Genomic DNA, 25,931 nt, shown 5'->3' with positions numbered 1-25,931 from the left:
GCGGGCGCCCTCGGGCGCCGACGCTGTCTGCGTCTTTGCCCTTTGGGCGGTGGCGCGCGCAAGCGCGCGCGTGCCTTCGGCAGGGTATTTTCTGCCAAGAAGACGAAGGGCCGCGGGGCGTCTCACCAGGGGATCGGCTTGCGGCGGCGGAAGAAGCCACCGGTGGGGCCGTCCTGCGGCAGGGTGGCGAGCCAGAGCGGCGTGTCGGCGCCGTCCGCGATGCCGGTGGGCGCGCCCGCGCCACCCATGCGGGTCCGGACCCAGCCCGGACAGGCCGCGTTGATCTTGACCGTGTCGGGCAGCTCCCGGGAGAGCGCGAGCGTCAGCGCGTTGAGCGCGGCCTTGGCGGTGCCGTAGGCGCCCGGCCCTTCGAGCCCTTCGGCAAAGGCGCCCCAGCCGGAAGAGAGGTTGACGATGCGCCCGTAGCCGCGTGCCACCATGCCCGGAGCCAGCGCGTGGATCAGGCGGAACGGGCCGTCGACCATCACCGCCATGCAATCGAAGAACCCGTCAGGATTGGCGAGCATGCCGCCCTTCGGAAGCACGCCTGCGTTGTTGACGAGGATGTCGAAGGCAGCCCACTCGAACTGCGCCAGCGTGTCGGGGCGGGCGAGGTCGGCCTCTGTCCAGGCGCAGCCCAGCTCGGCCGCCGCCGCAGCGCCCGCCTCCGGGTCGCGCGCGGTGAGGGTGACGTCGACACCCTGTGCAAGGAGGCCGGCCGCGATGGCGCGCCCGATGCCACGATTTCCGCCGGTTACCAGAGCGGCCCTCGACATGGCCCTCCCTTCGCCTCAGCGGATCTTGAGCGTCGCGAGGCCGATCAGGGCCAGGATCAGCGAGATGATCCAGAAACGGATTACGATCTGCGGCTCGGCCCAGCCGCGTTTCTCGAAATGGTGGTGGATCGGCGCCATCAGGAACACCCGTTTGCCGGTGCGCTTGAAATAGGCCACCTGGATGATCACCGAGAGCGCCTCGACGACGAAGAGGCCGCCGACGACGGCCAGCACGATCTCGTGCTTGGTCGAGACCGCGATGGCGCCGAGCGCGCCGCCGAGGGCGAGCGAACCGGTGTCGCCCATGAACACGGCCGCGGGCGGAGCGTTGTACCACAGGAAGCCGAGCCCGCCGCCGATCAGGCCGGCGACAAAGACCAGCAGCTCGCCGGTGCCGGGCACGTAGTGCAGGCCGAGATACTCCGTATAGTCCGCACGGCCCACGAAATAGGCGATCAGCCCCAGCGTGCCGGCGGCGATCATCACCGGCATGATCGCCAGCCCGTCGAGCCCGTCGGTGAGGTTCACCGCGTTCGCCGCGCCCACGATCACGATCATCGCGAAGGGGACGAAGAAGAAGCCGAGGTTGATCAGCGCGTCCTTGAAGACCGGCAGGGCGAGTTGGTTGGTCAGCTCCGCCGGGTGTGCCCATGCCGCGAGCCCCGACGCAATGGCGGCGATCAAGAAGCCCAGACCGAGCCGCATCCGGCCCGAAACCCCGGCGGTGTTGTTCTTGGAAACCTTCGCATAATCGTCGGCGAAGCCGATCGCGCCGAAGCCGATGGTCACGAAGAGCACGACCCAGACGAAGGTGTGGTCGAGCCGCGCCCAGAGCAGGGTCGAGACGATCAGCGCGCCGAGGATCAGCACGCCGCCCATGGTCGGCGTGCCGGCCTTGGCGAAATGCCCCTCGGGGCCGTCGGCGCGGATCGGCTGGCCCTTGCCCTGCTTGCGGCGGAGCAGGTTGATCAACGGACGCCCGAACAGGAAGCCGAAGATCAGCGCGGTGAAGAAGGCGCCGCCCGTCCGGAAGGTGATGTACCGGAACAGGTTGTAGAAATCACCGCCGTCGGAAAGCTCTGTCAGCCAGTAGAGCATCGCCCCTGCCCCTCAAGTTTCATCCGGGAGCGCTTGTCCCAGTTTTCGGATCGCGTCAACAACCCTTGCGAGCCGGATGCCGAGCGATCCCTTGACCAGCACGATGTCGCCGGCGTCGATCAGGTGATGGACCTCGCCCGCCATGGCGGTGCTGTCCTCGGTCCAGCGGCCACGGCGCGCCCGCGGCAGCGCTTCCCAAAGCGCGCGCGAGCGGGGACCGACGCAATGGACGAGGTCAATGGACTCCATTGCCGGATGGCTGGCCAGGGCCGCGTGCAGCTCCGCCTCGCGCGGGCCGAGTTCCAGCATGTCGCCGAGGATCGCGATGCGCCGCCCGTGGCTGACGCGGCCGACGCCGTCAACGGGCGTGCTGGCCGCCAGCATGTCGAGCGCGGCGCCCACCGAGGCGGGGTTGGCGTTGTAGGAATCGTCGATCATGTCGAAGGTCAGCGCGTCCTGGACGATGTCGAGCGCGATGGTTTCGCGCACGCCCCTTCCCTCGTAGGGCAGCCAGCGGCCGAGATCGCCGGCAGCCAGCGCCATGTCGGCGCCGAGCGCCGTGGCGACCGCGAGCGCGGCGAGGCCGTTCATGGCGAAGTGCCGCCCCGGCGATCCGATCTTGAAGAGCAGAGGATGCGCGACGCCGTCGGGGCCGGCGAGCCGGGCCCGGGCGACGGTCTGGCCGTCCTTCAGGAAGGCGTCGAGCAGCTGCGCCTCGGTGCCGGAGGTGCCGAACCGCAGGATCCGGGCCTGCCGCGCCTCGGCGGCCGCCTGCAGGATCGGCGCGGTCTCGATATCGGCATTGAGCACGGCCACGCCGCCGGGGCGCAGCCCGTCCATGATCGTGGCCTTCTCGCGGGCGATGCCCTCGACGCTCTCGAAGGCTTCGAGATGCGCCGGCGCGACGATGGTGACGATCGCGGCGTCGAGGTCAGCGAGCCGCGCGAGCGGGGAGATCTCGCCGGGGTGGTTCATGCCGATCTCGATCACCGCGTACTCGGCATCGGACGGCATCCGCGCCAGCGTCAGCGGCACGCCCCAGTGGTTGTTGTAGCTCTTCTCGGCCGCGTGGACCTTGCCCTGCCCGCCGAGGATGGCGCGCAGCATTTCCTTGGTGGAGGTCTTGCCGACCGAGCCGGTGACACCGATCACCTTGGCGGCGGTACGGGCCCGCGCGGCGGCGGCGAGCGCCTCCAGCCCCGTCAGCACGTCCTCGACCACCAGCAGCGGCGCATCGGGGGCCACGCCCTCCGGCACCCGGCTGACCAGCGCGGCGGCCGCGCCGCGCGCCAGCGCATCGGCCACGAAGTCATGGCCGTCGCGTACATCCTTCAGGGCCACGAAGAGCGCGCCGGGTTCGAGCGAGCGGGTGTCGATCGAGACGGAGGTCGCTTCCCACGGGGCGGTGACCTGCCCGCCGGTGGCGCGGGCGGCGTCGTCGGAGGTCCAGAGCGCGGTCATGTCAGGTGTCCGTCGAGAGCGGCCACGGCGACGCTGGCCTGTTCCACGTCATCGAAGGGATAGACCACGTCGCCCACGGTCTGCCCCTGTTCGTGCCCCTTGCCGGCGATCAGCAGCGCGTCGCCCGGTTGCAGTGCATCGACACCGCGCAGGATCGCCTCGGCCCGGTCGCCAACCTCGACCGCCTCGGGACAGGCGGCGAGCACCGCGGCGCGGATCGCCGCGGGATCCTCGGTGCGGGGGTTGTCGTCGGTGACGAAGGCGACATCGGCGTTCTCGGCAACCGCCTCCCCCATCAGCGGCCGCTTGGTGGTGTCCCGGTCGCCGCCGGCACCGAAGACGCAGATCAGCCGCCCCATGACATGCGGGCGCAACGCCTTGAGCGCCGTCGCCAGCGCATCGGGGGTGTGCGCGTAATCGACGAAGACCGACGCGCCGTTGCTGCGGGTCGCGGCAAGCTGCATCCGGCCGCGCACGCCCTTGAGCTGCGGCAGGGCGGCAAAGACCTCGGCCGGATCGCTGCCGGAGCCGATGGCGAGGCCCGCGGCCACCATCACGTTTTCCGACTGGAAACCGCCGATCAGCTCAAGCCGCGCCTGGTGGACCGTGCCGTTCCAGGAGAACCGCAGGTCCTGCCCGGTGCTGTCGAACCGCAGGCCCAGGATACGCAGGTGGTTGTTCTCGCCCCGGCCGACGCGGATCACCTCCAGCCCGGCGTTCTCGGCGACCTCGGCCATCTCGGGGCCGCGGAGGCTGTCCATCTGGATCACCGCCACGCCGTCCTCGGAGAGGACGCGCGCGAAGAGGCCGGCCTTGGCGGCGAAGTAGTCGTCGAAATCGGCGTGGTAGTCGAGGTGGTCCTGGGTGAGGTTGGTGAAGCCCGCCGCGGCGAGACGCACCCCGTCGAGACGTTTTTGCGCGAGGCCATGGGAACTGGCCTCCATCGCGGCATGGGTCACCCCCGCGGCCGCGGCCTCGGCCAGAACGCCGTGAAGGGTGATCGGCTCCGGCGTGGTGTGGCCGAGCGGGGCCTCCCAGGCGCCCTCGACGCCGGTGGTGCCGATGTTCACCGCCGGAATCCCCATCGCGGACCAGATCTGCCGGGTGAAGCTCGCCACGGAGGTCTTGCCGTTGGTGCCGGTCACGGCGACCACGACCTCAGGCTGGGCGCCGAACCAGAGCGCGGCGGCATAGGCCAGCGCGGCGCGCGGATCCTCGACCACCACCAGCGCAGCGGGGCTGCCCGCGAGATGATCGGCGGCGATGCGCGCGCCTTCGGCATCGGTCAGGACGGCGCCGGCGCCCATGCGCAGCGCATACTGGATGAATTCGCCGCCGTGCACGCGGCTGCCGGGCAGCGCGGCGAACAGGTGGCCGGGTTTCACCTTGCGGCTGTCGACGGCAAGCCCGGTCACGACCGCCTCGGCCCCGCCCTGCGCTGTCAGGCCAAGCGCGGCCAGGGATCTCGTCTTTGTCTCACTCATGCCGTCCCACCCCATATCACAAGGGTCCGGGCGCTGCCGCGGCGGCGCGCCCCGGACCGCTCCTGCATCCGATGGGGCCCCTTTTCGATCCTTTTGGCCGCGGGGTCCACAGCTCAATTCGACGTGCGGACGACCGCCACCTCGGCCTCGGGTTCCGGCGCGGGACGCAGGCCCAGAAGCGGCGCGGTCCGCTCGATGATCTCGGCGGCGACGGGGACCGAGGTCCAGCCGGCGGTCCGGCGCGGCGTCGACCCGGAGGTCTCGACCGGCTCGTCGAGCGTCACGATCAGCACGTATTTCGGATCATGGGCGGGAAAGACCGTGGCGAAGGTGGCGATCACCTTGTCGCTGTAATAGCCGCCGTTGGGCTTGGGCTTGTCGGCGGTGCCGGTCTTGCCGCCCACCGCGTAGCCCGGCACATCGCCGAAGCTGGCGGTGCCGCGGCTGACGACGGCGCGGAGCATCTTGCGCGCCTCCTCGGAGACGCGTTCGCTCACCACCCGTTCGCCGGGCTGGGGGTTGGGGCGCCGCAACAGCGTCGGCGTGACCTTCGTGCCGCCGTTCAGCAGCGAGGCGTATCCCGCCGCCAGGTGCACCGGGCTCGAGGAGATGCCGTGGCCGTAGGAGACGGTGATGGTGCTGATCTCGGTCCAGCGCGGCGGCAGCAGCGGCTTGCCGGTGGGCGCCTCGACCATCTCGAGGTCGGTCGCCTTGAGGAAGCCGAGCTTGTCGAGAAAGGCCTGCTGGCGCTCCGCCCCGATCGCCAGCGCCATCTTGGCGGTGCCGACGTTGGAGGAGTTCACGATCACGTCGGTGACCGAGAGCTTGCCGTAGTTCTTGTTGCGGAATTCCTTGATGTTGAACTTGCCCCACCGCATCGGCGCGTTGGCGTCGATGATGGTCTCGGGGTTGACCAGGCCGAGCTCCATCGCCTGCGCGGCCGTGAAGATCTTGAACACCGACCCCAGTTCATAGACGCCCTGCACGGCGCGGTTGAACAGCGGGCTGTCGCCGGGATCGCCCTTGACCAGCGGCGTCGGGCGGTCGTTGGGGTCGAAATCGGGCAGCGAGATCATCGACAAGATCTCGCCGGTGTGCACGTCCATCAGAACCGAGCTGGCGCCCTTTGCGTTCATCAGCTTCATGCCGGCTTCGAGGATCTCGCGGGAGGTCGCCTGCACGGTCAGGTCGATGGACAGCTGCAGCGGCGCGCCCTTGTTGGCCGGGTCGCGCAGCCAGGCGTCGAACTGCTTCTCGACGCCGGCGGTGCCGATCACCTCGGCCGAATGCACCCCCTCGCGGCCGAAGCTGGCGCCGCCGAGGATGTGGGCGGCGAGCTGGCCGTTCGGGTAGAGCCGCATCTCGCGCGGGCCGAAGAGCAGGCCGGGCTCGCCGATGTCGTGCACCAGCTGCATCTGCTCCGGGCTGAGTTTCTTCTTGATCCACAGGAACTTGCGAGACCCGGTGAAGTCCTTCAGCAGCTCCGCCTCGTCGAGGTCGGGAAAGATCAGCGACAGTTCGTGCGCGGCGCGCTCCGGGTCCACGAGATCGCGGGTCTGGGCATAGAGCGAGTGGGTCGACAGGTTGGTCGCAAGGATTCGGCCGTTGCGGTCGACGATGTTGGCGCGCTGCGCCACGATCTCGGAGCCGGTGGAGGCGACCTGCACCTCGGAGGGCTCGCCGGCGGCCAGCAGCCCCATGCGAACGCCGATCACCGAGTAGGCGCAGACGAAGCAGAGCGCGAGCACGAAGAGCCGGCCCTCGGCGCGGTGGCGCATCCGGTCGCGCATCGCCTCGTGGCGCAGGCGCAGGTTCTCGCGTTCGATGGCGTCGGGATTCTCGCCCTTCTCGCGTGCGGAGAGGATGCGCGCGAGCGGGCGCAGCGGCGTGCGGATCAAGGGAATTGTCCTCCGACCTTCAGGTGACCTGCGACTTCGATCGGCATGGTGACGGGCAGCATCGGCGGCGGCGGAAAGGCCACCTGCTCGACCGAGCCGAACTGCTCGGGGCGCAGCGGCAGCAGGCCGAGGCTGTCGAAGTTGATCTCGGCGAGTTCGGCCAGCCGGCCGGGACGGTTGAGATAGGCCCATTCGGCCTCGAGCACGGCCAGCGTCTCGCGCAGGGTGCCGATCTCGCGCTTGAGCGCAGCGGATTCCTTCAGCGCCGCCTGGGTGCGGTAGTTTTCCTGGTAGGCCCAGAAGGCGAGCCCCATCACGACAAGGGCCGACGTCAGGTAGAAAAGCGTCTTCACGGCGTCTCCTTTCACCGGCCCTGCGGGGCGGGCAGCCCGGGGGCGGTTCGAGCGGTTGGGGTGTTCGGGGCGCGGGCCCCGTCGATATCGGAAAGGCCGGCGGTGCGTGCCGGCGATTGCTCGGCCTCGCCCTCACCGGCGGTGCGGTTCGGGTGGCGCGACAGCAGGCGGACCTGGGCCTGCAGCGTCTCGCGCAGCGCGCCGATGGCCGGGGCGGCCTCGTTGCGCGGCGTGTCCTGCTCCTGGAACGCCCAGACGGCCACGCCGGTCACGGCGAGCACGGATGTCAGGTAGATCGGCTTGTTCATGTCGCCTCCTTCCACCAGTCCTTCGGGCCGGGGAGGCCGAGGGCGGTGCGGTCGATAGGGGTGATCGGGGCGTCAGTCCGCTCTGCGACGCGCAGCTTGGCGGAGCGGGCGCGGGGGTTGAGGGCTATTTCCTCATCCGACGGACCGATGGCGCGGCGCGACAGCAGCCGGAACTGCGCCGCCTCTTCCGCGGCCTCCGGGGCATAGCGGTTCGCCCGCGCCGTGCTGCCGGAGCGCGCCTGGAGGAAGCGCTTGACCACGCGGTCCTCCAGCGAATGGAAGGTGACCACCGCCAGCTTGCCGCCCGGCTTCAGCGCCCGCTCGGCGGCCTGAAGCCCCGCGATCAGCTCGCCGAACTCGTCGTTCACGGCGATGCGGATGGCCTGGAAGCTGCGGGTGGCGGGGTGGATCTGCCCCGGACGCGGACGCGGCAGGCAGGCGGAGACCGCTTCGGCCAGTTGCAGCGTGTTGTCGAAGGGGCGGACGGCGACGATGGCGCGGGCGATCCGGCGCGCAGCGCGCTCCTCGCCGTAATGATAGAGAATGTCGGCCAGCTCCGCCTCGGGCAGCGTGTTGACGAGATCGGCGGCAGAAGGCCCCTGCCCGCTCATCCGCATGTCGAGCGGCCCGGCCTTCTGGAAGGAAAAGCCGCGCTCGGCCTGGTCGAGCTGCATCGAGGAGACGCCGAGATCGAGCACCACGCCGTCAAGCGGCGCGCCGGCATGGAGATCGAGCTCGGAGAACTGCCCCTCGACCAGCTGCAGGCGATCGCCGAATTCCTCCTGCATCGGAGCGGCCATGGCCAGCGCCGTCGGATCGCGGTCGACGCCGATCACGCATTCCGCCCCGGCCTCCAGCAGACGCCGGGTATAGCCGCCGGCGCCGAAGGTGCCGTCAAGCCAGAGCCCGCCGACCGGCGCAACGGCCTCGATCAGCGGGTCGATCAGCACGGGAATGTGAGGGGCCTTGTCGTTCTCGGGGGTACGGGCAGCAGCAGCCATCGCCTAGAAGCCTCCCTCCTCCAGAAGAACCAGCGGGTCCACGTCGTCGGGCAGATCGTCGAGCAGCGCTTCGGTCTGCGGCGCGATCTCGCCTTCGTAGGTCTCGGGGTTCCAGATGTGGAAGGTGTCATGGGCAGCGACGAAGAGCGCCTCCCCGTCCAGGCCGATCATCTCGCGAATCCAGGTGGGGATCAGCATGCGGCCGTTGTCGTCGACGACGACCGGATGGGTCTGGGCGCTGAAATAGGCTTCCATCGTGCGGCGCTGCTTCGAGCCGCGCTGGAGCGCACCGATCTTGGCGTCGACCTCTGCGATCGCCTCCATCGTATAGCATTCGAGATACTTGAAGCGTTTGGCGGTGCCGTAGTGGATCACCAGGTTGGGCTGCAGGCCCTCGGTCCAGTCGGGATCGGAGGCTTCAAGCACACGGCGGAAGGTCGCAGGGACAGACACCCTGCCCTTTCCATCCACCTTGTGGCGGCCTTGACCTCTGAACACTCGCGCCAAGGACTGCGCTCCTTGCTGCCTCTGCCTCGTTCCCGGCCCTCCGGAATGAAAACGGCGGATCAGACTGCTGCCACTGTCTGATCCGCCGCCCTCGTCCCATCACTGGGTGCGTCCGATCGCGCGTGCCACCTGGGGGGATGTCTGCTCGCTCACGCGTCGGATCTCTTTGTTCGATGAAAAGCGGGTGCCTGTATGAAACCTGACTTTGGGAAGTTTCGGGGTCTGTCGCCCCTTTTCTGTGCCCGTCCTCATCGTGTGAATTCTTTATGCCGTGGCACCTCTTAGAAATCAATAACACTTTGCCCCACCCCTTCCCACTCCGTGCCTCAGATGCCACAGCGCCCCCTTGGGAGAGGTTAAGAATTGGAAGCTATAGCGACTCCCGAGACTTTAGGCACAAGATATGCCACACCAATCCGCGCAAAAAATTTGGTCGGGAGGCACCACTCCGCCCCACGGAGAGGCCGAAACACAGCCTCCCGACAGGTCGATCCCATGAATTCCCACTCGAATCCCCATGGAATCGCAGACGAATCGTGGGCCCTGCCGGAATCGCGATTCTTTGACGGACCACGGGGTGAAGGCTCGGTGTCATGAATTCCCATTGGGGGGAGCATTTCCCACCTGATCCCATGCACCACCCCGATCGCGGCGCCCGAAACGACAACGGGAGGGGCCAGCCCCTCCCGTCGCAATGCCGAACCTCGGGCCGAGTGTCAGGCCATCCCACCGCCGATCAAGCGCCGCGCCAGATCGGCATAGGCCGCCGCAGCCGCTCCGTCGCCCAGGGCCACCGGCGCACCGGCATCGCCCGCGAGCCGCGTCTCCAGCTCCAGCGGCAGCGCCCCGAGGAACGGGACACCGAGCGCCTCGGCCTCGGCCATCACGCCGCCATGGCCGAACAGATGCGCCTCGTGGCCGCAGCTGGGGCATATATAAGTAGACATGTTCTCGATCAGCCCGAGCACCGGGACGTTGAGCTTGCCGAACATGTTGATCGCACGGCGGGCGTCGATCAGCGCCACGTCCTGCGGCGTGGAGACCACGATCGCGCCGGTCAGCTTGTAGCGCTGGCCCAGGGTGAGCTGCACATCGCCCGTGCCCGGCGGCAGGTCGATGATCAGGACGTCGAGCGTGCCCCAGTTCACGTCGCCCAGCATCTGCTGCAGCGCGCCCATCAGCATCGGCCCCCGCCAGATTACCGCCTCGGCCTCCTTGAGCAGCGACCCCATGGACATGAGCGTCACCCCGTGCGCGCGCAGCGGCTCGATCTTCTTGCCGTCCGGCGAGCCCGGCCTGGCGGTGGTGCCCATCATGCGCGGTTGCGACGGACCATAGATGTCGGCGTCGAGCAGCCCCACCTTGCGCCCCTGACGCGCCAGCGCGACCGCGAGGTTCGCCGAAACCGTGGACTTGCCGACCCCGCCCTTGCCCGAGCCGACCGCCAGGATGCGGCCGATACCGGAAACGCTGGCCGGACCGGAGGATTGCGGGGTGGGATGGCGTCCCATCTTGAGGCTGGGCGGCGCGGAAGCCGGCGCCCCAGCGGGGCCGTGCGCGGTAAGGACAACGGAAACGCCCTGCACGCCGTCGAGACGCGCCACCGCGGCCTCGGCAGCCTGGCGCACCGGCTCCATCACCCGCGCCGCCTCGGGAGTCGGCGCCTCCAGCACGAAGGAAACCCGCCCGCTCGAATCGAGCGTCAGCGCCCGCACCAGATCGTTTGAGACCAGATTGCCACCATCGGGCAAGGAAACGGCCCCCAATGCCTTGACAACATCTTCACGCGAAACCGCCATCGCCCACTCCATCAGCCGTAATTTCCGGATTCTAGGTATACCCCCACGCGCCGGACGCAACCCGCCTTACATTTACGCTCACGTAATGTGCAAATCGCCCGAAAATAGGTCAGCAGGACACATGCAATTGCTGCATAGCAGCATTGAGGTTTCGACTGATTGCGCAACCACGATTGGTAGCTATCTTTGGTTTCAACGAGGGCGCTAACACAAGCTTCGACGGACGGAAGCAGCGCTCACAGGAAACGAAACAGCAAGATCGGGTCTTATCCCGGCGGCATACGGATCGGGCCACGCCCGGCGACTCGAGTAGGAAACGCGTGATGACGACGACGCACAACGCAGACTTCGGCCTGGGCCAGAACCGCGCTCTTTCGCTGATCGACAGCGTCCGCGCCCGCATCGCGCAAGCTCGTGTCTACCACCAGACGGTTCGCAGCCTCTCGGCTTTGTCCGACAGGGACCTGCGGGACCTCGGCCTGAGCCGTGCGATGATCCGGTCGGTTGCGAAGGAGGCCGCGCAGGCGGCCTGACAAGAGATACAGAGTTCAGAAACCCGTCCTCCTCCCTGGGTTATCTGATCGGCGGTGACACCTCTCCTCCTCCCTGGTGTCACCGCCACAGAACACCGCCCGAAAGGGCAGACATACGAAGCCAGCCCTCTCCTCCTCCCTGGGTTCGGTTTCGGCGGCAGCACCCTCCTCCTCCCTGGTGCGCCGCCCCCCTACACCGCCGGCCAAGGCCGGCAGACATGAGATCAGAGAACCCGTCCTCCTCCCTGGGTTGTCTGTATTTCGGCGGCGACACCTTCCTCCTCCCTGGTGTCGTCGCCACCCCTACACCGTCGGCCAAGGCCGGCAGACATGAGATCAGAGAACCCGTCCTCCTCCCTGGGTTGTCTGTATTTCGGCGGCGACACCTTCCTCCTCCCTGGTGTCGTCGCCACCCCTTACACCGCCGGCCAAGGTCGGCAGACATGAGATCAGAGAACCCGTCCTCCTCCCTGGGTTGTCTGTATTTCGGCGGCGACACCTCCCTCCTCCCTGGTGTCGTCGCCACCCCTACACCGCCGGCCAAGGCCGGCAGACATGAGATCAGAGAACCCGTCCTCCTCCCTGGGTTGTCTGTATTTCGGCGGCGACACCTTCCTCCTCCCTGGTGTCGCCGCCTTTTTCTTTCCCGGCACCGGAACGACGCTCCCTTCGTGCAGAAAGCGCATGGCGGGCATACCTGTTTGTGGAATTGTCCACGGCGCGGCGATGGCTATCTCTGGGGCACAAGAGAGCGCTAACACTTCCCTCCCCCGGCGCCCTCTTGGAAGTCCCGGACAGGGGTCCGGGATCCGACGAAGGATCGACCGAATGGACTACGCTGCAAACTCCCCCATCGCCGCCGGCGCCAGCCGGACGTTTCTTGCTTCCGCCCTCGACGGCCTGAAGGCGCTCTACCGCCGGCAGGCCAGCTATCTCCGCACCACGGGCGAACTGAAGGAGTTGACCGACCGCGAGCTGGCGGACCTGGGTTTCAACCGCGCGGACATCTCCGCGATCGCCCGCACCGCATCCCGGTCCGCCTGAAACCTTGCCCGACCACCAAAACGGCGGCGCCTGTTTCAGCGCCGCCTTTTTCATGTGCCAAGCTGCGCGTTTTGCAGCCACTCCGCGGAACAGCCCTCCAATTGCTGCATAGCAGCATTGACCAAACGGGCCGTTGCAACAGCGCGCCAAGGCATTACTTTTGATAGCAAGATAGCGCTAACGGAGCACTGAAACTCCGGACGCAAACAGCAGGATTTCCGGCTCCAGGCCGGCTCGAAAAAGGAAACAGGACAATGGAAAACGCAATTCGCTCCTCCGCCGCCATCAATGGCAACTCCGCTCTCACCGGCGTGTTCGGCGCTGCCCGGACCCGTCTCGCCCAGTATCGCCTGTACCGCCAGACGGTGCGCGAGCTGAGCTCGCTGAGCGACCGTCACCTGGCCGACCTCGGCCTGAGCCGCTCGATGATCCGCAGCGTGGCACGCGAAACCGCCTACGCGAAGTAATCGCGCGGACGACAGGATTTCGGAGACCCGTTCCTCCTCCCTCGGGTTCTTCGAGCATGACGGCGGTGCCTTCCTCCCAGGGCACCGCCGTTTTCTTTTGCCGCTAACATCATGGCTATGTGCAGCAAATGCATAGCGGGCCTTCCGAGACTGGGGCTACTGAATACCGGTCCAATCGTTAGATTGAGTGTCGAAGAGAGCGCTAACATCCCTCCCACAGCGCCTCACCGACCGAGCCGGGGAAATGGGTCCTCGGTTACAGAAAAGGATTTCATTCGATGGCCTACGTCAACACCGCCGCCCAAGTTCGCCCCAACGGCCTGTCCCGCTGGATCAACGCCCGCATCGCCGAGTACCGCGAAGCCGCCCGCCGCCGCGAAGTCTATCGCCGCACGCTTGGCGAGCTGCAGTCGATGTCCGAGCGTGAGCTGAACGACCTTGGCATCAGCAGCGCCAGCCTGCGCGACCTGGCTCGCCAGGCCGCCGAAATGGCCTGATACGCACAGCATTCCCTTTCTGGGGCAGCTTCCTCCTCCCTGCTGTCCCGGTTTACCGGCCGCGCCATCCTCCCTGGCGCGGCCGTTCCTTTTTTGGGGAACGCCACATGGCCTGACCTGCGCGGTCAGGCGGCGGGCTCACGAGACGATTGCGGAGGGGGGCCGGCGTCAGGGCCGGAATTCGATGTCGCTGGACGCCATGACCGGAACCGCGGGGCTGCGCTCGTTCCGGTGCACCCGGTCGCATACAGCAACAAGATCCTCGATATCCACCGGCTTGCGCAGCGCGGCGGCCACCGCCGGCGACATGGCGAAGAGCTTCTTCTGCGAGAAGACCGCCGAGCCGGAGACCACGACCACCTTGCAGGACGGATTGCGATAGGTCGCGAAGGTCGTGACGGCAAGCGCATCGCGGCCGTTCAGGCAAAGGTCCAGCAGGACGAGGTCGTAGGCGCTTGTCTGAAGCGTTTTCAGAGCGGCGGATTCGGTCTCGACCAAAACGACCTCGTGTCCGGACTCCTCCAGGATTCCTGACCAAAGAGACTGGACGTTCGGGTCGTCCTGGACAACCAGTACTCTCATGCACGTGCTCCGAGGCTCGACTGGCGAAGGGGAGCCAGTCAGGACTTACAAGTTATACACAGATTGCCGCGGGTCAAAAGGGCACATCGTCAGCGGACGCAGCGGGAACCACGAAATGGGCCACGATTTTTTTCACGCCGGCCTTGTCGAAGGCGATCTCGAGCTTGTCGCCCTCTACCCCCACGACGGCGCCGTAGCCGAATTTCTTGTGGAACACCCGGTCCCCCTCTCCGAAAGACGAAACGGCCTCGAGGTCGATCACCACGTTGCGGCTTTCCCGCGGCTGGCTGATCCCGCGGGTTTCGCCGCGGGCCTGCATCCGTTTCCAGCCCGGAGAGTTGTAGACATCGGCGCGCGAGGCTTTCTCGTGCAGGTCGGAACGGGCCGGCTGCGCTGCGGCGCCATAGCCGCCGCCATAGAGGCCCGGCGGCGTGAGCACGTCGACATGCTCCTCCGGCAGCTCGTCGATGAAGCGCGACGGCAGCGCCGACTGCCACTGGCCATAGATCCGGCGGTTGGCGGCGAAGGAGATGGTGCAGAGCGCCTCGGCCCGCGTGATGCCCACGTAGGCGAGCCGCCGCTCCTCCTCCAGCCCCTTGAGGCCGGTCTCGTCCATCGCCCGCTGTGAGGGAAACAGCCCGTCCTCCCAGCCCGGCAGGAACACCGCCGGGAACTCCAGCCCCTTGGCGGCGTGCAGCGTCATCAGCGTGACCTTGGCCTCGGCGTCTTCGGTCTCGTTGTCCATGATCAGCGCGACGTGCTCCAGGAAGCCCTGAAGATTGTCGAAGTTCTCCAGCGCCTTGACCAGTTCCTTGAGGTTCTCCAGCCGCCCCGGCGCCTCCGGCGTCTTGTCGTTCTGCCAATGCTCGGTATAGCCCGATTCCTCGAGGATCTGCTCGGCCAGCTCGATGTGGCTCTGCTCCGGGTTGCGCGCGGCGACGTGCCAGCGGTCGATGCCGGCCACCAGCTGCGCCAGCGCGGTCGCGCCCTTGCCGGTCAGCCCCTTGGCCGCCAGCAGCACCCGCGCGCCGTCGACGAGGTTCACGCCATTGGCGCGCGCCGCTACCTGGATCTTCTGCTGCGCCTTGTCGCCCAGCCCCCGCTTGGGCGTGTTGACGATCCGCTCGAAAGCCAGATCGTCGTCGGGCGAGACAGCGAGGCGGAAATAGGCCATCGCATCGCGGATCTCGAGACGCTCGTAGAAGCGTGGGCCGCCGACCACGCGATACGGCAGGCCGATGGTCAGGAAGCGGTCCTCGAAGGCGCGCATCTGGTGCGAGGCGCGCACGAGTATGGCGCAGTCGTTGAGGCTCATCGGCGGCAGGCCGCGTGTGCCGTGCCCCATGGCCTCGAGTTCCTCGCCGATCCAGCGCGCTTCCTCCTCGCCGTCCCAGTGGCCGATCAGCCGGACCTTCTCGCCGCCCTCGGCCTCGGTCCAGAGCGTCTTGCCCAGCCGCCCCTTGTTGGAGGCGATCACGCCGGAGGCCGCGGCCAGGATGTGCGCCGTGGAGCGGTAGTTCTGCTCCAGCCGGATCACCTTGGCTCCGGGAAAATCCTTCTCGAACCGCAGGATGTTGCCCACTTCCGCGCCGCGCCAGCCGTAGATCGACTGGTCGTCGTCGCCCACGCAGCAGATGTTCTGGTGCCCGCCGGCGAGCAGCCGCAGCCATAGATACTGTGCGACGTTGGTGTCCTGGTACTCGTCGACGAGGATGAAGCGGAACCAGCGCCGGTATTGCTGCAGCACGTCGTCGTTGCGCTGGAAGATGGTCACCACATGCAGCAGCAGGTCACCGAAATCGACCGCGTTCAGGGTGCGCAGGCGTTGCTGGTATTCCGCGTAGAGCGCGACGCCCTTGTGGTCGAAGGCGCCTGCCTCGGCGGCAGGCACGTTCTCGGGCAGCCAGGCGCGGTTCTTCCAGTTGTCGATGACATTGGCCAGCAGCCGGGGCGGCCAGCGCTTCTCGTCGATATTCGCGGCGATGATGAGCTGCTTGAGCAGGCGGATCTGGTCGTCCGTGTCGAGGATGGTGAAGTTCGACTTGAGGTCCACCAGCTCGGCATGGCGGCGCAGCAGCTTGACGCAGATCGCATGGAAGGTGCCGAGCCAGGGCATGCCCTCCACCGACTCGCCGAGCAATCCTGCCACCCGCTCCTTCATCTCCCGCGCCGCCTTGTTGGTGAAAGTGACGGAGAGGATCTCGTTGGGCCGGGCGGCGCCGGTATTGAGCAGATGCGCGATTCGGGTGGTCAGCGCCTTGGTCTTGCCGGTTCCGGCCCCGGCCAGCATCAGCACCGGCCCCTCCAACGCCTCCACCGCCTCGCGCTGCGCGGGGTTGAGGCCGTCGAGATACGGGGCGGGCCGGCCGGCCATCGCGCGGCGGGACAGCGGAACGGCGGCCTCGAAGGCCTCGCTTTCGTCGAATGTGCTCATGGGACGCACTCTAGCCTGCGCACTGGAGAAGGAAAACCTGTGTTCTCCATTTGTTCCTATCAAACACGCATGAAGTCGCCAAGGTAGCATCCGGCGTCAATACCGACGTTTTGACGCATTACTCCAAAACATCGACAAACCAGTCGCAGGCTACCCAGTTCTGCTGTATTGCCATGCCGTCCAGATGCACCTTACAAAAATGCTGCGACCGCAAAAGGAGACCGCGATGCCCGATTTCAAGAAAGTCCTCGTCGCCAACCGCGGAGAGATTGCCATCCGCGTGATGCGCGCGGCGAGCGAACTGCGCAAGCGGACCGTCGCCGTCTACGCCGAGGAGGACAAGCTCTCGCTGCACCGGTTCAAGGCCGACGAGGCCTACCGGATCGGCGAGGGCCTTGGACCGGTCGCGGCCTATCTCTCGATCGACGAGATCATCCGCGTGGCCAAGAAATGCGGTGCGGACGCGATCCACCCGGGCTACGGCCTGCTCTCCGAGAACCCCGAGTTCGTCGATGCCTGCGCGGCCAACGGCATCGCCTTCATCGGCCCGAAATCCGAGACCATGCGGCAGCTCGGCGACAAGGCCAGCGCCCGGCACATCGCCATCGAAGCGGGCGTGCCGGTGATCCCGGCGACCGAGGTGCTGGGCGACGACATGAACGAGATCAAGCGCCAGGCGGCCGAGATCGGCTACCCGCTGATGCTCAAGGCCTCCTGGGGCGGCGGCGGGCGGGGTATGCGCCCGATCTACAAGGAAGAAGAGCTGGTCGAGAAGGTGCTCGAGGGCCGGCGCGAGGCCGAGGCGGCATTCGGCAACGGCGAGGGCTTCCTCGAGAAGATGATCACCCGCGCCCGTCACGTCGAGGTGCAGATCCTCGGCGACCATCACGGCAAGATCTATCACCTCTGGGAGCGCGACTGCTCGGTTCAACGCCGCAACCAGAAGGTCGTGGAACGCGCCCCCGCGCCCTACCTTTCCAGCGCGCAGCGGGAGAAGCTCTGCAACCTCGGCAAGAAGATCTGCGAACACGTGAACTACCAGTGCGCCGGCACGGTCGAGTTCCTGATGGATATGGACTCGGGCGAGTTCTACTTCATCGAGGTGAACCCGCGCGTGCAGGTGGAGCACACGGTGACCGAGGAGGTAACCGGCATCGACATCGTGCGCGCCCAGATCCTGATCACCGAAGGCAAGAGCCTCGTCGAGGCCACCGGCGTCGCCAGCCAGTATGACGTGGAGCTCTCGGGCCACGCCATGCAGTGCCGGATCACCACCGAGGATCCGCGCAACAACTTCATCCCCGACTACGGCCGGATCACCGGCTACCGCGGCGCGACCGGCATGGGCGTACGGCTCGACGGCGGCACCGCCTATTCGGGCGCAGTGATCACCCGCTACTACGACTCGCTGCTCGAGAAGCTGACGGTCTGGGCGCCGACGCCCGAGGCCACCATCTCCCGCATGAGCCGCGCCCTGCGCGAATTCCGGGTGCGCGGCGTGGCGACCAACATCAACTTCGTCGACAACCTGCTGCAGCATCCGAAGTTCCTGAACAACGAGTACCACACAAAGTTCATCGACGAGACGCCGGAGCTGTTCCACTTCCCGCGCCGCAAGGACCGGGCGACCAAGCTGCTGCGCTACATCGCCGACATCACCGTGAACGGGCATCCCGACGTGGCCGGCCGGCCCAAGCCCCCGGCCGAGATCCGGCAGCCCAAGGTTCCGCCGCTCAAGACCGACTTCCCCACCCCGGGCACCCGCAACATCCTCGAGGAGTTCGGGCCGCAGGCGGTGGCGGACTGGATGGCGGAGCAGAAGCAGCTCCTGATCACCGACACCACGATGCGCGACGGGCACCAGAGCCTGCTCGCCACCCGGATGCGCTCGATCGACATGATCCGCGTGGCCCCGGCTTACGCCGCGAACATGCCGCAGCTCTTCTCCGTGGAATGCTGGGGCGGCGCGACCTTCGACGTGGCCTATCGCTTCCTGCAGGAATGCCCCTGGCAGCGCCTGCGCGACCTGCGCGCCGCGATGCCCAACCTGATGACGCAGATGTTGCTGCGCGGCGCCAACGGCGTGGGCTACACCACCTACCCCGACAACGTCGTGCGCGCTTTCGTCAAGCAGGCCGCCGAGACCGGCGTCGACGTCTTCCGCGTGTTCGACTCGCTCAACTGGGTCGAGAACATGCGCGTGGCGATGGACGCTGTGATCGAGGCCGAGAAGGTCTGCGAGGGCACGGTCTGCTACACCGGCGACATCCTCGACCCGGACCGCGCGAAGTACGACCTGAAGTACTACGTCGCGATGGCCAAGGAGCTGAAGGCCGCCGGTGCGCATGTGCTCGGGCTCAAGGACATGGCCGGCCTGCTGAAGCCCGCCGCCGCCAGCATCCTGATCAAGGCGCTGAAGGAGGAGGTCGGCATGCCGATCCACTTCCACACCCACGACACCGCCGGCATCGCCTGCGCCACCATTCTCGCGGCCTCCGAAGCCGGGGTGGATGCGGTCGACTGCGCGATGGACGCCTTCTCCGGCAACACCTCGCAGGCCACGCTCGGCACCATCGTCGAGGCGCTGGCCCATACCGAGCGCGATACCGGCATCGACATCGAGGAGGTCCGCCAGATCTCCAACTATTTCGAGGCGGTCCGCGCCCATTACGTCGCCTTCGAGAGCGGCATGCAGGCGCCGGCCTCCGAGGTCTACCTGCACGAGATGCCGGGCGGTCAGTTCACCAACCTCAAGGCGCAGGCCCGGTCGATGGGGCTCGAAGAGCGCTGGCACGAGGTCGCGCACATGTATGCCGAGGTGAACAAGATGTTCGGCGACATCGTGAAGGTGACACCCTCCTCCAAGGTCGTGGGCGACATGGCGTTGATGATGGTCAGCCAGGGCCTGACCCGCGCCGATGTCGAGGATCCCGAGCGCGAGGTCTCCTTCCCGGATTCCGTCGTCGACATGATGCGCGGCAACCTCGGGCAGCCGCCGGGCGGCTGGCCCACCGCGCTGCAGGCCAAGATCCTCAAGGGCGAGAAGCCGATGACCGCCCGCCCCGGCGAGGGCGTGCCGCCGGTCGATCTGGAAGTGGCGCGCGCGGAAGCCGCGAAGCGCTTCGACATGGAGATGGATGACGAGGATCTCAACGGATACCTCATGTATCCCAAGGTTTTCGCCGATTACGTGGCGCGGCACGGGGAATACGGCCCGGTGCGGGTGCTGCCGACCCATACCTATTTCTACGGCATGGAGCCGAGCCAGCAGATCACGCCGGAGATCGAGCCGGGCAAGGCGCTGGAGATCCGCCTGCAGGCAGTGTCGGAGACCAACGAGGAAGGCATCGTGAAGGTGTTCTTCGAGCTCAACGGCGAGCCGCGCACCATCCGCGTTCCCGACCGCAAGGTGAAGAGCGCGGTCGCGGCGCGGCGTAAGGCGGAGGTCGGCAACCCCGATCACATCGGCGCGCCGATGCCGGGCTCCATCGCCTCGGTCGGCGTCCACGTGGGCCAGAAGGTCTCGGTGGGCGACCTGATGATCACCATCGAGGCGATGAAGATGGAGACCGGCCTGCACGCCGAGCGCGACGCGACGGTGAAGGCCGTGCACGTCCACCCCGGCGAGCAGATCGACGCCAAGGACCTGCTGATCGAGCTGGAGTGATAATGCGAGCGGCGAGGCATGAGCTTCGCCGCCCTCTACTCAGAAGATGACGGGCTGCCTCCATGCCCTATACTTCCTCTTGGCATCCGCAGAGTTTCGCCAATCCAGGAGGGTATCCAATGCTTCGACAGCTCGTCTTCGCGTCTCTTGTCATGCTGGGGGCAGGTCCCGGCACGGCGCAAATGACCGCGGATGTTCGGTTTCAGTCGGGGAACTACGGCACAATGGTCAGCGGCACGATCACTGGCGACGAGTATTTCGACTATCGGCTTGGCGCCAGCGGCGGCCAGCAGATGTTCGTGGACCTTTCCGTTGCAGGCACCAACGGCAACGGCAGCGTGTTTTTCAACATCCTTCCGCCCGGCAGCGATGGCGTGGCGATCTACAACAGCTCGATGGATGGCAACAGCACAACCGTAGAGCTACCGTCCGATGGCACCTACACGATCCGGGTCTACCTGATGGGCAATGACCGCGATGCAGGCGCGACGGTCGGATACAACGTCGACCTTTCAATCCAGTAGCGGGTTTCGCCTGATCGGAGTTCATATGCAGTTTGATGTTCTTCACGCGCTGATTACCGCCGCGCTGATACTTGCCACCTTCGCCGTCGCGAAACGGATGGGCATCATCGGTGGGGAGAACAGGCGCTTCAATTGGAAGTTGGCCGGGATGATCTTTGGCGTCGTCCTTATCTTCAACGTGATCTGGTCCTTCACCGGCAGCAACTGACGAAACGGCACACCTCGACAGGACGCGTATCTTTCGTTCAGGAGGCAGAGCCCAGATTTCCGACAACGTCGCATTTCCTGTATGTAGATTGAGACCAGTCCCCCAGTGATGCCAGTCCGGCGGGTCCCTGATCGAATGCCCCAAGGTGCGCGTGGTCGTTCCGTTCCTTTTCCGCCAGAAACCAGATTGTCCAATGTAATGCTTGAAATCACGCCATTCTACGCCGGCCTGCTGGCCCTCCTCTTCGTTGCGCTAAGTGCGCGGGTGATCCGCCAACGCATCGCGGCCAATGTCTCGATCGGCGACGGCGCCGACGCCTCTTTCCTGCAACGGGTGCGCGTGCAGGCAAATTGCGCGGAATACGCGCCTTTCGGCCTGCTCCTGCTTGCCATGGCCGAGCTTCAGGGGATGCCGGGCTGGAGCGTTCACGGGCTTGGCGCGATGCTGTTTCTGGGGCGGGTTAGCCATGCCGTGGGTCTCGGCTCCGAGCCGCAGATCATGCAGGCCCGGCAGGTGGGGATGGTGCTGACCTTCGTAATGCTGGTGCTGGCGGCGCTGGCCAACATCTACCTGTCGATCCTCTGACCCGCCCCGTCGCGGCCTCCGGGCGGGCTGGGCGATTTTTCGCGCGGGAGGCGCGTTTTCCCCTTGAAGCCCCCCGCGCCACTCGCTAAATCCCCGCTCACTCTAGGACGCGGGCGTAGCTCAGGGGTAGAGCATTACCTTGCCAAGGTAAGGGTCGTGAGTTCGAATCTCATCGCCCGCTCCAAAGAGATCTTCAGGACATCGACAGTACATGCGGCCAACCCCGGCCACGCGCGATGCGCGTGTCACGGGATCAGCAGCGACGCGTCTCCGTAGGAGAAGAAACGGTAGCGCTCGGAGATCGCGTGGTCGTAGATCTCCATCACCCGCTCCCGCCCCATCAGCGCCGAGATCAGCATCATCAGCGTCGATTTCGGCAGGTGGAAGTTGGTCATCAGCGCGTCGGTCGCCCGGAAGCGGAAGCCGGGGCGGATGAAGATGTCGGTCTCGCCCCGCCAGGGAGCGAGGCCCGCATCGGTGGCCGCACTCTCGATCAGCCGGCAGGCGGTGGTGCCCACGGGGATGATCCGCCCGCCCGCGGCGCGGGTGGCGTTGATCTCGGCGGCGGCGGCCCCGGTCACCTCGCCCCACTCGGCATGCATCTTGTGCTCGGAGACGTCGTCGACCTTCACCGGCAGGAAGGTGCCCGCGCCGACATGCAGTGTGACCTCGGTGAAATCCACCCCCATGGCGGCAATCCGCTCCAGCAGCGGCCGGTCGAAATGGAGGCTCGCCGTGGGGGCCGCGACGGCGCCCGAGTGGCGCGCAAAGACGGTCTGGTAGTCGGTGCGGTCCTGCGCGTCCGCGGCGCGCTTGGCGGCGATGTAGGGCGGCAGGGGCATCGCGCCGGCCGCATCGAGCGCGGCATCGAAATCATCGCCCTTCAGCGTGAAACCGAGCGTCAGCTGCCCCTCGGACCGGCCCAGAACCCGGGCCGAGAACCCGGGTCCGAAGTGGATCTCCTCGCCGTCGCGCACTTTCTTGGCGGGCTTCGCCAGCGCCTGCCAGCTACCGTCGCCGCGCGGGTCGAGCAGGGTGACCTCGATCCGCGCCTCGGTGACGCCCTCGCCCCCGTCGCGTCGGCGAATGCCGGAGAGCCGGGCCGGGATCACCTTGGTATTGTTGAGCACCAGCCGGTCGCCGGGGCGCAGGAAATCGGGCAGGTTCGAAACCCGGGCGTCCGTGATCGTGTCCGGGCCCGCCACGAGCAGGCGGGCGGAGGTGCGCGGGTTCGCCGGGCGGGTCGCCACCAGATCCTCGGGCAGCGTGAAATCGAAATCCGAGAGCCGCATGATCAGCCTCCGTTCCGCGGGGTCGGCGGCGGGGCACGGAACAGGTCGCGGAACATCCCCGGCGTCAGCGCCGAGAGCGGGTTGACCTCGACCGATGGGTTCGAGGCCGGGCCGCGCATCCGGTAGGTCACGCCGAACAGACCCTCGCCGCGCCGCGTGAAGATCGAGCCGATCGAGTTCACCATGTAGACGGGCGAGAAGACGCCCTGCATGTCGAGAATGCCGCCTGCCAAGTCGTAGACCCCTTCCATCGTGATGCCGAGCGAGGGCCCGACGCCGGAGGAGCGTGTGACCTGCACGTAGCTGGGCGTCAAGCGGAAGGCGGCCTCGACGTCGCTGAAGACGATCCCCGAGCCGTTGAGCTCGTCGATCAGCCCCACGAGCGAGATCGCGTTCGCCAGGGCGGCAAGGCCCGAGGCGCTGCGCACCCGCACGTCGCTGACCGCGAGTTGGCCGTCGTATTCACCGGTTTCGGCCCGGGGGTCGAGCGACAGCGTCATGCTGCCCCCCTCCGCCTGGCGGAAGATGCCGGCGGCCTTGAAGACCGCGCCGGCATTCTCGGATTGCACCCGCAGGGCCGCAGCACCGCCGCGCCCGGGCCGCACGGTGCCGGCCACGGGGGCGGCGCCGTTCACGTTGCCCGAGAAGGAGCCGGTGAGCCCGCCCGCAGAGGTCAGCTCGCCCCGGAACGGCGCCAGCGAGAGCGAGTCCGAGATCCGCAGGCGGTCGAGCGCCAGCGAGATCGGGGTTCGGCCGGCACTGCTCCCCCCGCCCCCACCGCCACCCGCAGCGCGGGCGCGGCGCAGATCGATCTGTCCGCCGGAGATCGCGATCGCGGGCGACAGGCCCGGCCCGCGCCCCAGGAGCGTGACCGGCGCGTCGAGCCAGCCGCCCAGCGAGACCCGCTGGAACTCCGCCCGGTCGAGCCCTCCGCCTTCGGCAAGGCTCACGCGGCCCTCCGCCAGAAGGCCGGCGGCGTCCAGCCTCAGCGCATCGACGGCGGGGTTGGCGCCCAGCCTGCCCGAGACCGAAAGGGAGCCCTCTCCAGCCTCCGGCAACGACCACCCAACGGCCGACAGGGCGAGACCGACGCCTTCGAGCGAGGATTCGAGCGAGAAGAGCGGCGGCGCGCCGGCCGGAAGCTCCACGGTGAACCGTGCGGGACCCGCCCCGGTAACGCTGCCCTCCGGCAGACCGATGCCGAAGGCGCGCACGAAATCCCCGCCGATCCGGATCGTCCCGCCCACGTTGACCGGCCGGCTGCCCGTCGCGGTGCCGAGCGGCAGGTCGAAGATGCCATCGAGCGGCACGCCGTCCAGTGCCGCCTCCCCCGCGATCGTCAGCCCGACCGGCCGCGCCACCAGGTCGAGCCGGTCGGAGACGAGCTGCCGGCCGGGCACCGCCTGCTCGGAGGAGATCCCGGTGAGATCGCCCGCGATGTCGAAATCCACGTCCGGCCCCCGGATGCCCCGTTTCATGGGAAAGGCGATGGTGCCGTCCAGCGCCGCCCGGCCCTCGGCCAGCGTCACCGGTTGACCCGCCTTCTGCAGAAAGCGGAAGGGCTCCTGGTCGAGCAATGACAGCGCGGCGGTGACGGAAGATGACGAATGCCACTCGATCTCGGCGATCCGCGGGTTCGTCGTCATGTCCATGACCTTGAAGACCGAGCCCGCGAGGTCCAGCGGCCCGCCCTGCGGCGGCACGACCCGGCCGGCGTCCAGCGAGAGCGCGAACTGCCCGCGCCCGGTGGAGGCATATCCCGAGGCTTTGGTGATCGTCGGCAGGCTCTGAAGCGCCCGCACCTCGGCATCGCGGAACTCGAAGGTCACCGCAAGGTCGGGGCGCGCGCCCTGGTCGAGCCTCAGCCCGGCGCTGGCGTTCTCCACCACCCCGCCGATCAGGTTGCGATCGATCCAGTCGCGGGTGCGCGGCGCCATCGCAAAGGGCCAGAGTGCCATGAGCGAGCCGGCCTCGATCTGGTCCACCCCGAGGTCGAGCGCCACGTGCCAGCCGCCGCCATCCGCCGTGACCCGCCCCGATCCCTCCAACCGGCTCAGACCCGCGGCCTCGCCGGCCTCGGGATCGGAGGTGGTCAGCACGATCTGGCCAAGCTTCGCCTCGAACGGATCGAGCGAGACCTTCAGGTCCACCGCCCCGCCATCGAAATGCGCCGGGCGCGGCAGGAACCCCGGCGGGTCGAGCCGCACGTCGGTGAACTGGAACTGCCCGACCAGCGCCTCCGGCCAGCCCGTCTCCATGCCGTCGAGATAGGCATGACCGGTGGCGGTGAAGCTTCCATCGGGCGCGCTGAAGGCGAGTTCCTGGAAGGTGAGCTTCTCCTCCCGCGGCCGGTAGCCGAAATAGGCCCGCGCCCCGTCGAACGGGATCGGCTGCGCCGCCGCCTCGGGCTGGAACACGCCGCTGCCGATTTCCAGCGTCCCGTTCAGCGGCTCCATCCGGCCGTCCTCGTCGAGCCCGGTGATCAGCGCCCCGGAGACCTCGGCATCGAGCGGTTTCAGCCAGGACAGCGCCGGGGCCTGCGCCGCGATATCCCGCGCCGGCACGTTCTTGACCAGCGCCGAGACCTGCGCGCCCGCCCCCGCCTCGCCAATGCTCAGCCGGAGGGCGACCGTGGCATCCGTCTCCGCATCGCCGTCGCCTTGCTTGGGCATGTCGAAATCCACGGCGGCCGACAGCGCGCCGCCGTCCTGCTCGACCAGCAGGTTGCCGTCGCGCACCCGCCAGACCTCGCCTGCCCGCTCGTCGCTGAATTCCAGGTCAAGACCGCGCAGGTCGATGCGCTTGATCGGAGCGATCCCCGGCAGCGCCAACGTCCTGCGGACCACGCCGAGCGCCTCCTCCACCGAGCCGAGCCGCGCCGTTCCCATGCCGCCCCCGAAGCCGAGGTCGAGCGAGCCGTCGACCTTGCGACGCAGACGCACGGCCGCGCCGTCGAGAGTCAGCACCTTGGGTTGCACCCGCCGCTGCAGCAGCGCGCTCTTGTCGAGGGAAACACCGAGGCGCGGGATCTCGGCCAGATCCGCTCCGTTCGGCGCGGTCACCCGCACCGCTTCGAAGGCGACCTCCGGCAGGGCGCGGTGCTCCAGCCGCAGCGTGACCTCGCCGATCTCTACCTGCCCGCCGCCGAGCCCCTGGGAAAGCACCTCGCCCGCACGCTCGGCGACCCAGTCCGGCGCCGGCAGATCCCGCCCCGCCAGCATCAGCCCGCCAAGCAGGATCGCGAGCGCCAGAACAAGAGCGAGATCGAAGGCGACAAAGATCACCCAGAGGAGCGCACGCCGCTTCCGCCGCGCGGAGCGCGGTTTGCGCACACCATCGGCCGCCGGTTGCCCGTCGCCCGATCCGGAGACGCCGTGGCCGTCCGCGATCCCGGTGTCCTGCTGCTGTTTCAC

Annotated in this window: 23 protein-coding genes and 1 tRNA gene; 9 read left to right on the top strand and 15 right to left on the bottom strand. The window is 67.6% G+C overall.

Annotation, left to right across the window (positions count from 1 at the left end; genetic code table 11):
• Window positions 1–122: 122 nt before the first annotated feature.
• From CHB86_RS08825 to CHB86_RS08780, 10 genes are all read right to left on the bottom strand, one after another.
• Complete coding sequence (locus tag CHB86_RS08825; protein ID WP_089232676.1) at window positions 123–776, bottom strand: SDR family NAD(P)-dependent oxidoreductase; 654 nt, start codon at window positions 774–776, stop codon at window positions 123–125.
• A 15-nt stretch (window positions 777–791) separates the two neighbouring features.
• Entirely contained in the window at window positions 792–1,874 is a 1,083-nt protein-coding gene (gene mraY / locus CHB86_RS08820; RefSeq protein WP_089232675.1) for a phospho-N-acetylmuramoyl-pentapeptide-transferase, read from the bottom strand.
• Between the two features lie 12 nt (window positions 1,875–1,886).
• The gene (locus CHB86_RS08815) at window positions 1,887–3,335 is read right to left on the bottom strand and encodes a UDP-N-acetylmuramoyl-tripeptide--D-alanyl-D-alanine ligase (RefSeq protein ID WP_089232674.1); all 1,449 of its coding nucleotides are present in this window, start codon (window positions 3,333–3,335) and stop codon (window positions 1,887–1,889) included.
• The gene (locus tag CHB86_RS08810; protein WP_089233081.1) at window positions 3,332–4,819 is read right to left on the bottom strand and encodes a UDP-N-acetylmuramoyl-L-alanyl-D-glutamate--2,6-diaminopimelate ligase; all 1,488 of its coding nucleotides are present in this window, start codon (window positions 4,817–4,819) and stop codon (window positions 3,332–3,334) included. Before CHB86_RS08810 ends, CHB86_RS08815 begins: the two co-directional genes overlap by 4 nt.
• A gap of 113 nt (window positions 4,820–4,932) precedes the next feature.
• Complete coding sequence (locus CHB86_RS08805) at window positions 4,933–6,717, bottom strand: peptidoglycan D,D-transpeptidase FtsI family protein (RefSeq protein ID WP_089232673.1); 1,785 nt, start codon at window positions 6,715–6,717, stop codon at window positions 4,933–4,935.
• A complete protein-coding gene (gene ftsL, locus CHB86_RS08800; RefSeq protein WP_089232672.1) occupies window positions 6,714–7,070 on the bottom strand; it encodes a cell division protein FtsL in 357 nt (118 codons plus the stop codon). Before ftsL ends, CHB86_RS08805 begins: the two co-directional genes overlap by 4 nt.
• 11 nt (window positions 7,071–7,081) lie before the next feature.
• Window positions 7,082–7,378: a hypothetical protein gene (locus CHB86_RS08795; protein ID WP_089232671.1), complete on the bottom strand. Its 297-nt coding sequence runs from the start codon at window positions 7,376–7,378 to the stop codon at window positions 7,082–7,084.
• A complete protein-coding gene (gene rsmH / locus CHB86_RS08790; RefSeq protein ID WP_089232670.1) occupies window positions 7,375–8,379 on the bottom strand; it encodes a 16S rRNA (cytosine(1402)-N(4))-methyltransferase RsmH in 1,005 nt (334 codons plus the stop codon). Before rsmH ends, CHB86_RS08795 begins: the two co-directional genes overlap by 4 nt.
• 3 nt (window positions 8,380–8,382) lie before the next feature.
• A complete protein-coding gene (locus tag CHB86_RS08785) occupies window positions 8,383–8,832 on the bottom strand; it encodes a division/cell wall cluster transcriptional repressor MraZ (RefSeq protein WP_342747458.1) in 450 nt (149 codons plus the stop codon).
• A gap of 770 nt (window positions 8,833–9,602) precedes the next feature.
• Entirely contained in the window at window positions 9,603–10,685 is a 1,083-nt protein-coding gene (locus tag CHB86_RS08780; RefSeq protein WP_089233080.1) for an Mrp/NBP35 family ATP-binding protein, read from the bottom strand.
• Window positions 10,686–11,008: 323 nt separating this feature from the next.
• Here CHB86_RS08780 and CHB86_RS08775 point away from each other — a divergent pair, with 323 nt between their 5' ends.
• The gene (locus CHB86_RS08775) at window positions 11,009–11,218 is read left to right on the top strand and encodes a DUF1127 domain-containing protein (RefSeq protein WP_089232668.1); all 210 of its coding nucleotides are present in this window, start codon (window positions 11,009–11,011) and stop codon (window positions 11,216–11,218) included.
• A 449-nt stretch (window positions 11,219–11,667) separates the two neighbouring features.
• Here CHB86_RS08775 and CHB86_RS24165 read toward each other — a convergent pair whose 3' ends face one another.
• Window positions 11,668–11,904, bottom strand: a complete 237-nt coding sequence (locus CHB86_RS24165; RefSeq protein ID WP_141134856.1) for a hypothetical protein — start codon at window positions 11,902–11,904, stop codon at window positions 11,668–11,670.
• Between the two features lie 142 nt (window positions 11,905–12,046).
• Between CHB86_RS24165 and CHB86_RS24160 the strand changes: the two genes are divergently transcribed.
• From CHB86_RS24160 to CHB86_RS08760, 3 genes are all read left to right on the top strand, one after another.
• Window positions 12,047–12,262, top strand: coding sequence for a DUF1127 domain-containing protein (locus CHB86_RS24160; RefSeq protein ID WP_141134855.1), 216 nt, complete (start codon window positions 12,047–12,049; stop codon window positions 12,260–12,262).
• Between the two features lie 254 nt (window positions 12,263–12,516).
• The gene (locus tag CHB86_RS08765) at window positions 12,517–12,729 is read left to right on the top strand and encodes a DUF1127 domain-containing protein (RefSeq protein ID WP_089232666.1); all 213 of its coding nucleotides are present in this window, start codon (window positions 12,517–12,519) and stop codon (window positions 12,727–12,729) included.
• A gap of 278 nt (window positions 12,730–13,007) precedes the next feature.
• A complete protein-coding gene (locus CHB86_RS08760; protein WP_089232665.1) occupies window positions 13,008–13,226 on the top strand; it encodes a YjiS-like domain-containing protein in 219 nt (72 codons plus the stop codon).
• 168 nt (window positions 13,227–13,394) lie between these two features.
• Here CHB86_RS08760 and CHB86_RS08755 read toward each other — a convergent pair whose 3' ends face one another.
• Window positions 13,395–13,808, bottom strand: coding sequence for a response regulator (locus CHB86_RS08755; RefSeq protein WP_089232664.1), 414 nt, complete (start codon window positions 13,806–13,808; stop codon window positions 13,395–13,397).
• Between the two features lie 73 nt (window positions 13,809–13,881).
• The gene (locus CHB86_RS08750; RefSeq protein ID WP_089232663.1) at window positions 13,882–16,242 is read right to left on the bottom strand and encodes an ATP-dependent helicase; all 2,361 of its coding nucleotides are present in this window, start codon (window positions 16,240–16,242) and stop codon (window positions 13,882–13,884) included.
• A gap of 226 nt (window positions 16,243–16,468) precedes the next feature.
• Here CHB86_RS08750 and CHB86_RS08745 point away from each other — a divergent pair, with 226 nt between their 5' ends.
• The 5 genes from CHB86_RS08745 (at window position 16,469) to CHB86_RS08725 (ending at window position 21,410) form a co-directional block, all read left to right on the top strand.
• The gene (locus CHB86_RS08745) at window positions 16,469–19,909 is read left to right on the top strand and encodes a pyruvate carboxylase (protein ID WP_089232662.1); all 3,441 of its coding nucleotides are present in this window, start codon (window positions 16,469–16,471) and stop codon (window positions 19,907–19,909) included.
• A gap of 119 nt (window positions 19,910–20,028) precedes the next feature.
• Window positions 20,029–20,433, top strand: coding sequence for a hypothetical protein (locus tag CHB86_RS08740; RefSeq protein WP_089232661.1), 405 nt, complete (start codon window positions 20,029–20,031; stop codon window positions 20,431–20,433).
• Window positions 20,434–20,458: 25 nt separating this feature from the next.
• Entirely contained in the window at window positions 20,459–20,641 is a 183-nt protein-coding gene (locus CHB86_RS08735; protein ID WP_089232660.1) for a hypothetical protein, read from the top strand.
• Between the two features lie 198 nt (window positions 20,642–20,839).
• Window positions 20,840–21,226 (top strand): MAPEG family protein, encoded by a 387-nt coding sequence (locus CHB86_RS08730; RefSeq protein WP_089232659.1) that lies wholly within the window; start codon window positions 20,840–20,842, stop codon window positions 21,224–21,226.
• Between the two features lie 109 nt (window positions 21,227–21,335).
• Window positions 21,336–21,410: transfer RNA gene (locus tag CHB86_RS08725), tRNA-Gly, on the top strand.
• A gap of 61 nt (window positions 21,411–21,471) precedes the next feature.
• On the opposite strand, the gene queA is transcribed toward CHB86_RS08725, so the two are convergent.
• Together queA and CHB86_RS08715 are read right to left on the bottom strand one after the other, a co-directional pair.
• Window positions 21,472–22,518 carry a tRNA preQ1(34) S-adenosylmethionine ribosyltransferase-isomerase QueA gene (queA, locus tag CHB86_RS08720; protein ID WP_089232658.1) on the bottom strand — a complete coding sequence of 349 codons (1,047 nt, stop codon included), beginning with the start codon at window positions 22,516–22,518 and terminating at the stop codon, window positions 21,472–21,474.
• Between the two features lie 2 nt (window positions 22,519–22,520).
• Window positions 22,521–25,931 (bottom strand): AsmA-like C-terminal region-containing protein, encoded by a 3,411-nt coding sequence (locus CHB86_RS08715; protein WP_089232657.1) that lies wholly within the window; start codon window positions 25,929–25,931, stop codon window positions 22,521–22,523.

The sequence above is a fragment of the Tropicimonas sediminicola genome (assembly GCF_900188335.1).
GTDB lineage: Bacteria > Pseudomonadota > Alphaproteobacteria > Rhodobacterales > Rhodobacteraceae > Tropicimonas > Tropicimonas sediminicola.
Note: the sequence above shows the minus strand (reverse complement) of the source record. Positions and strands in the feature narration are given on the sequence as shown.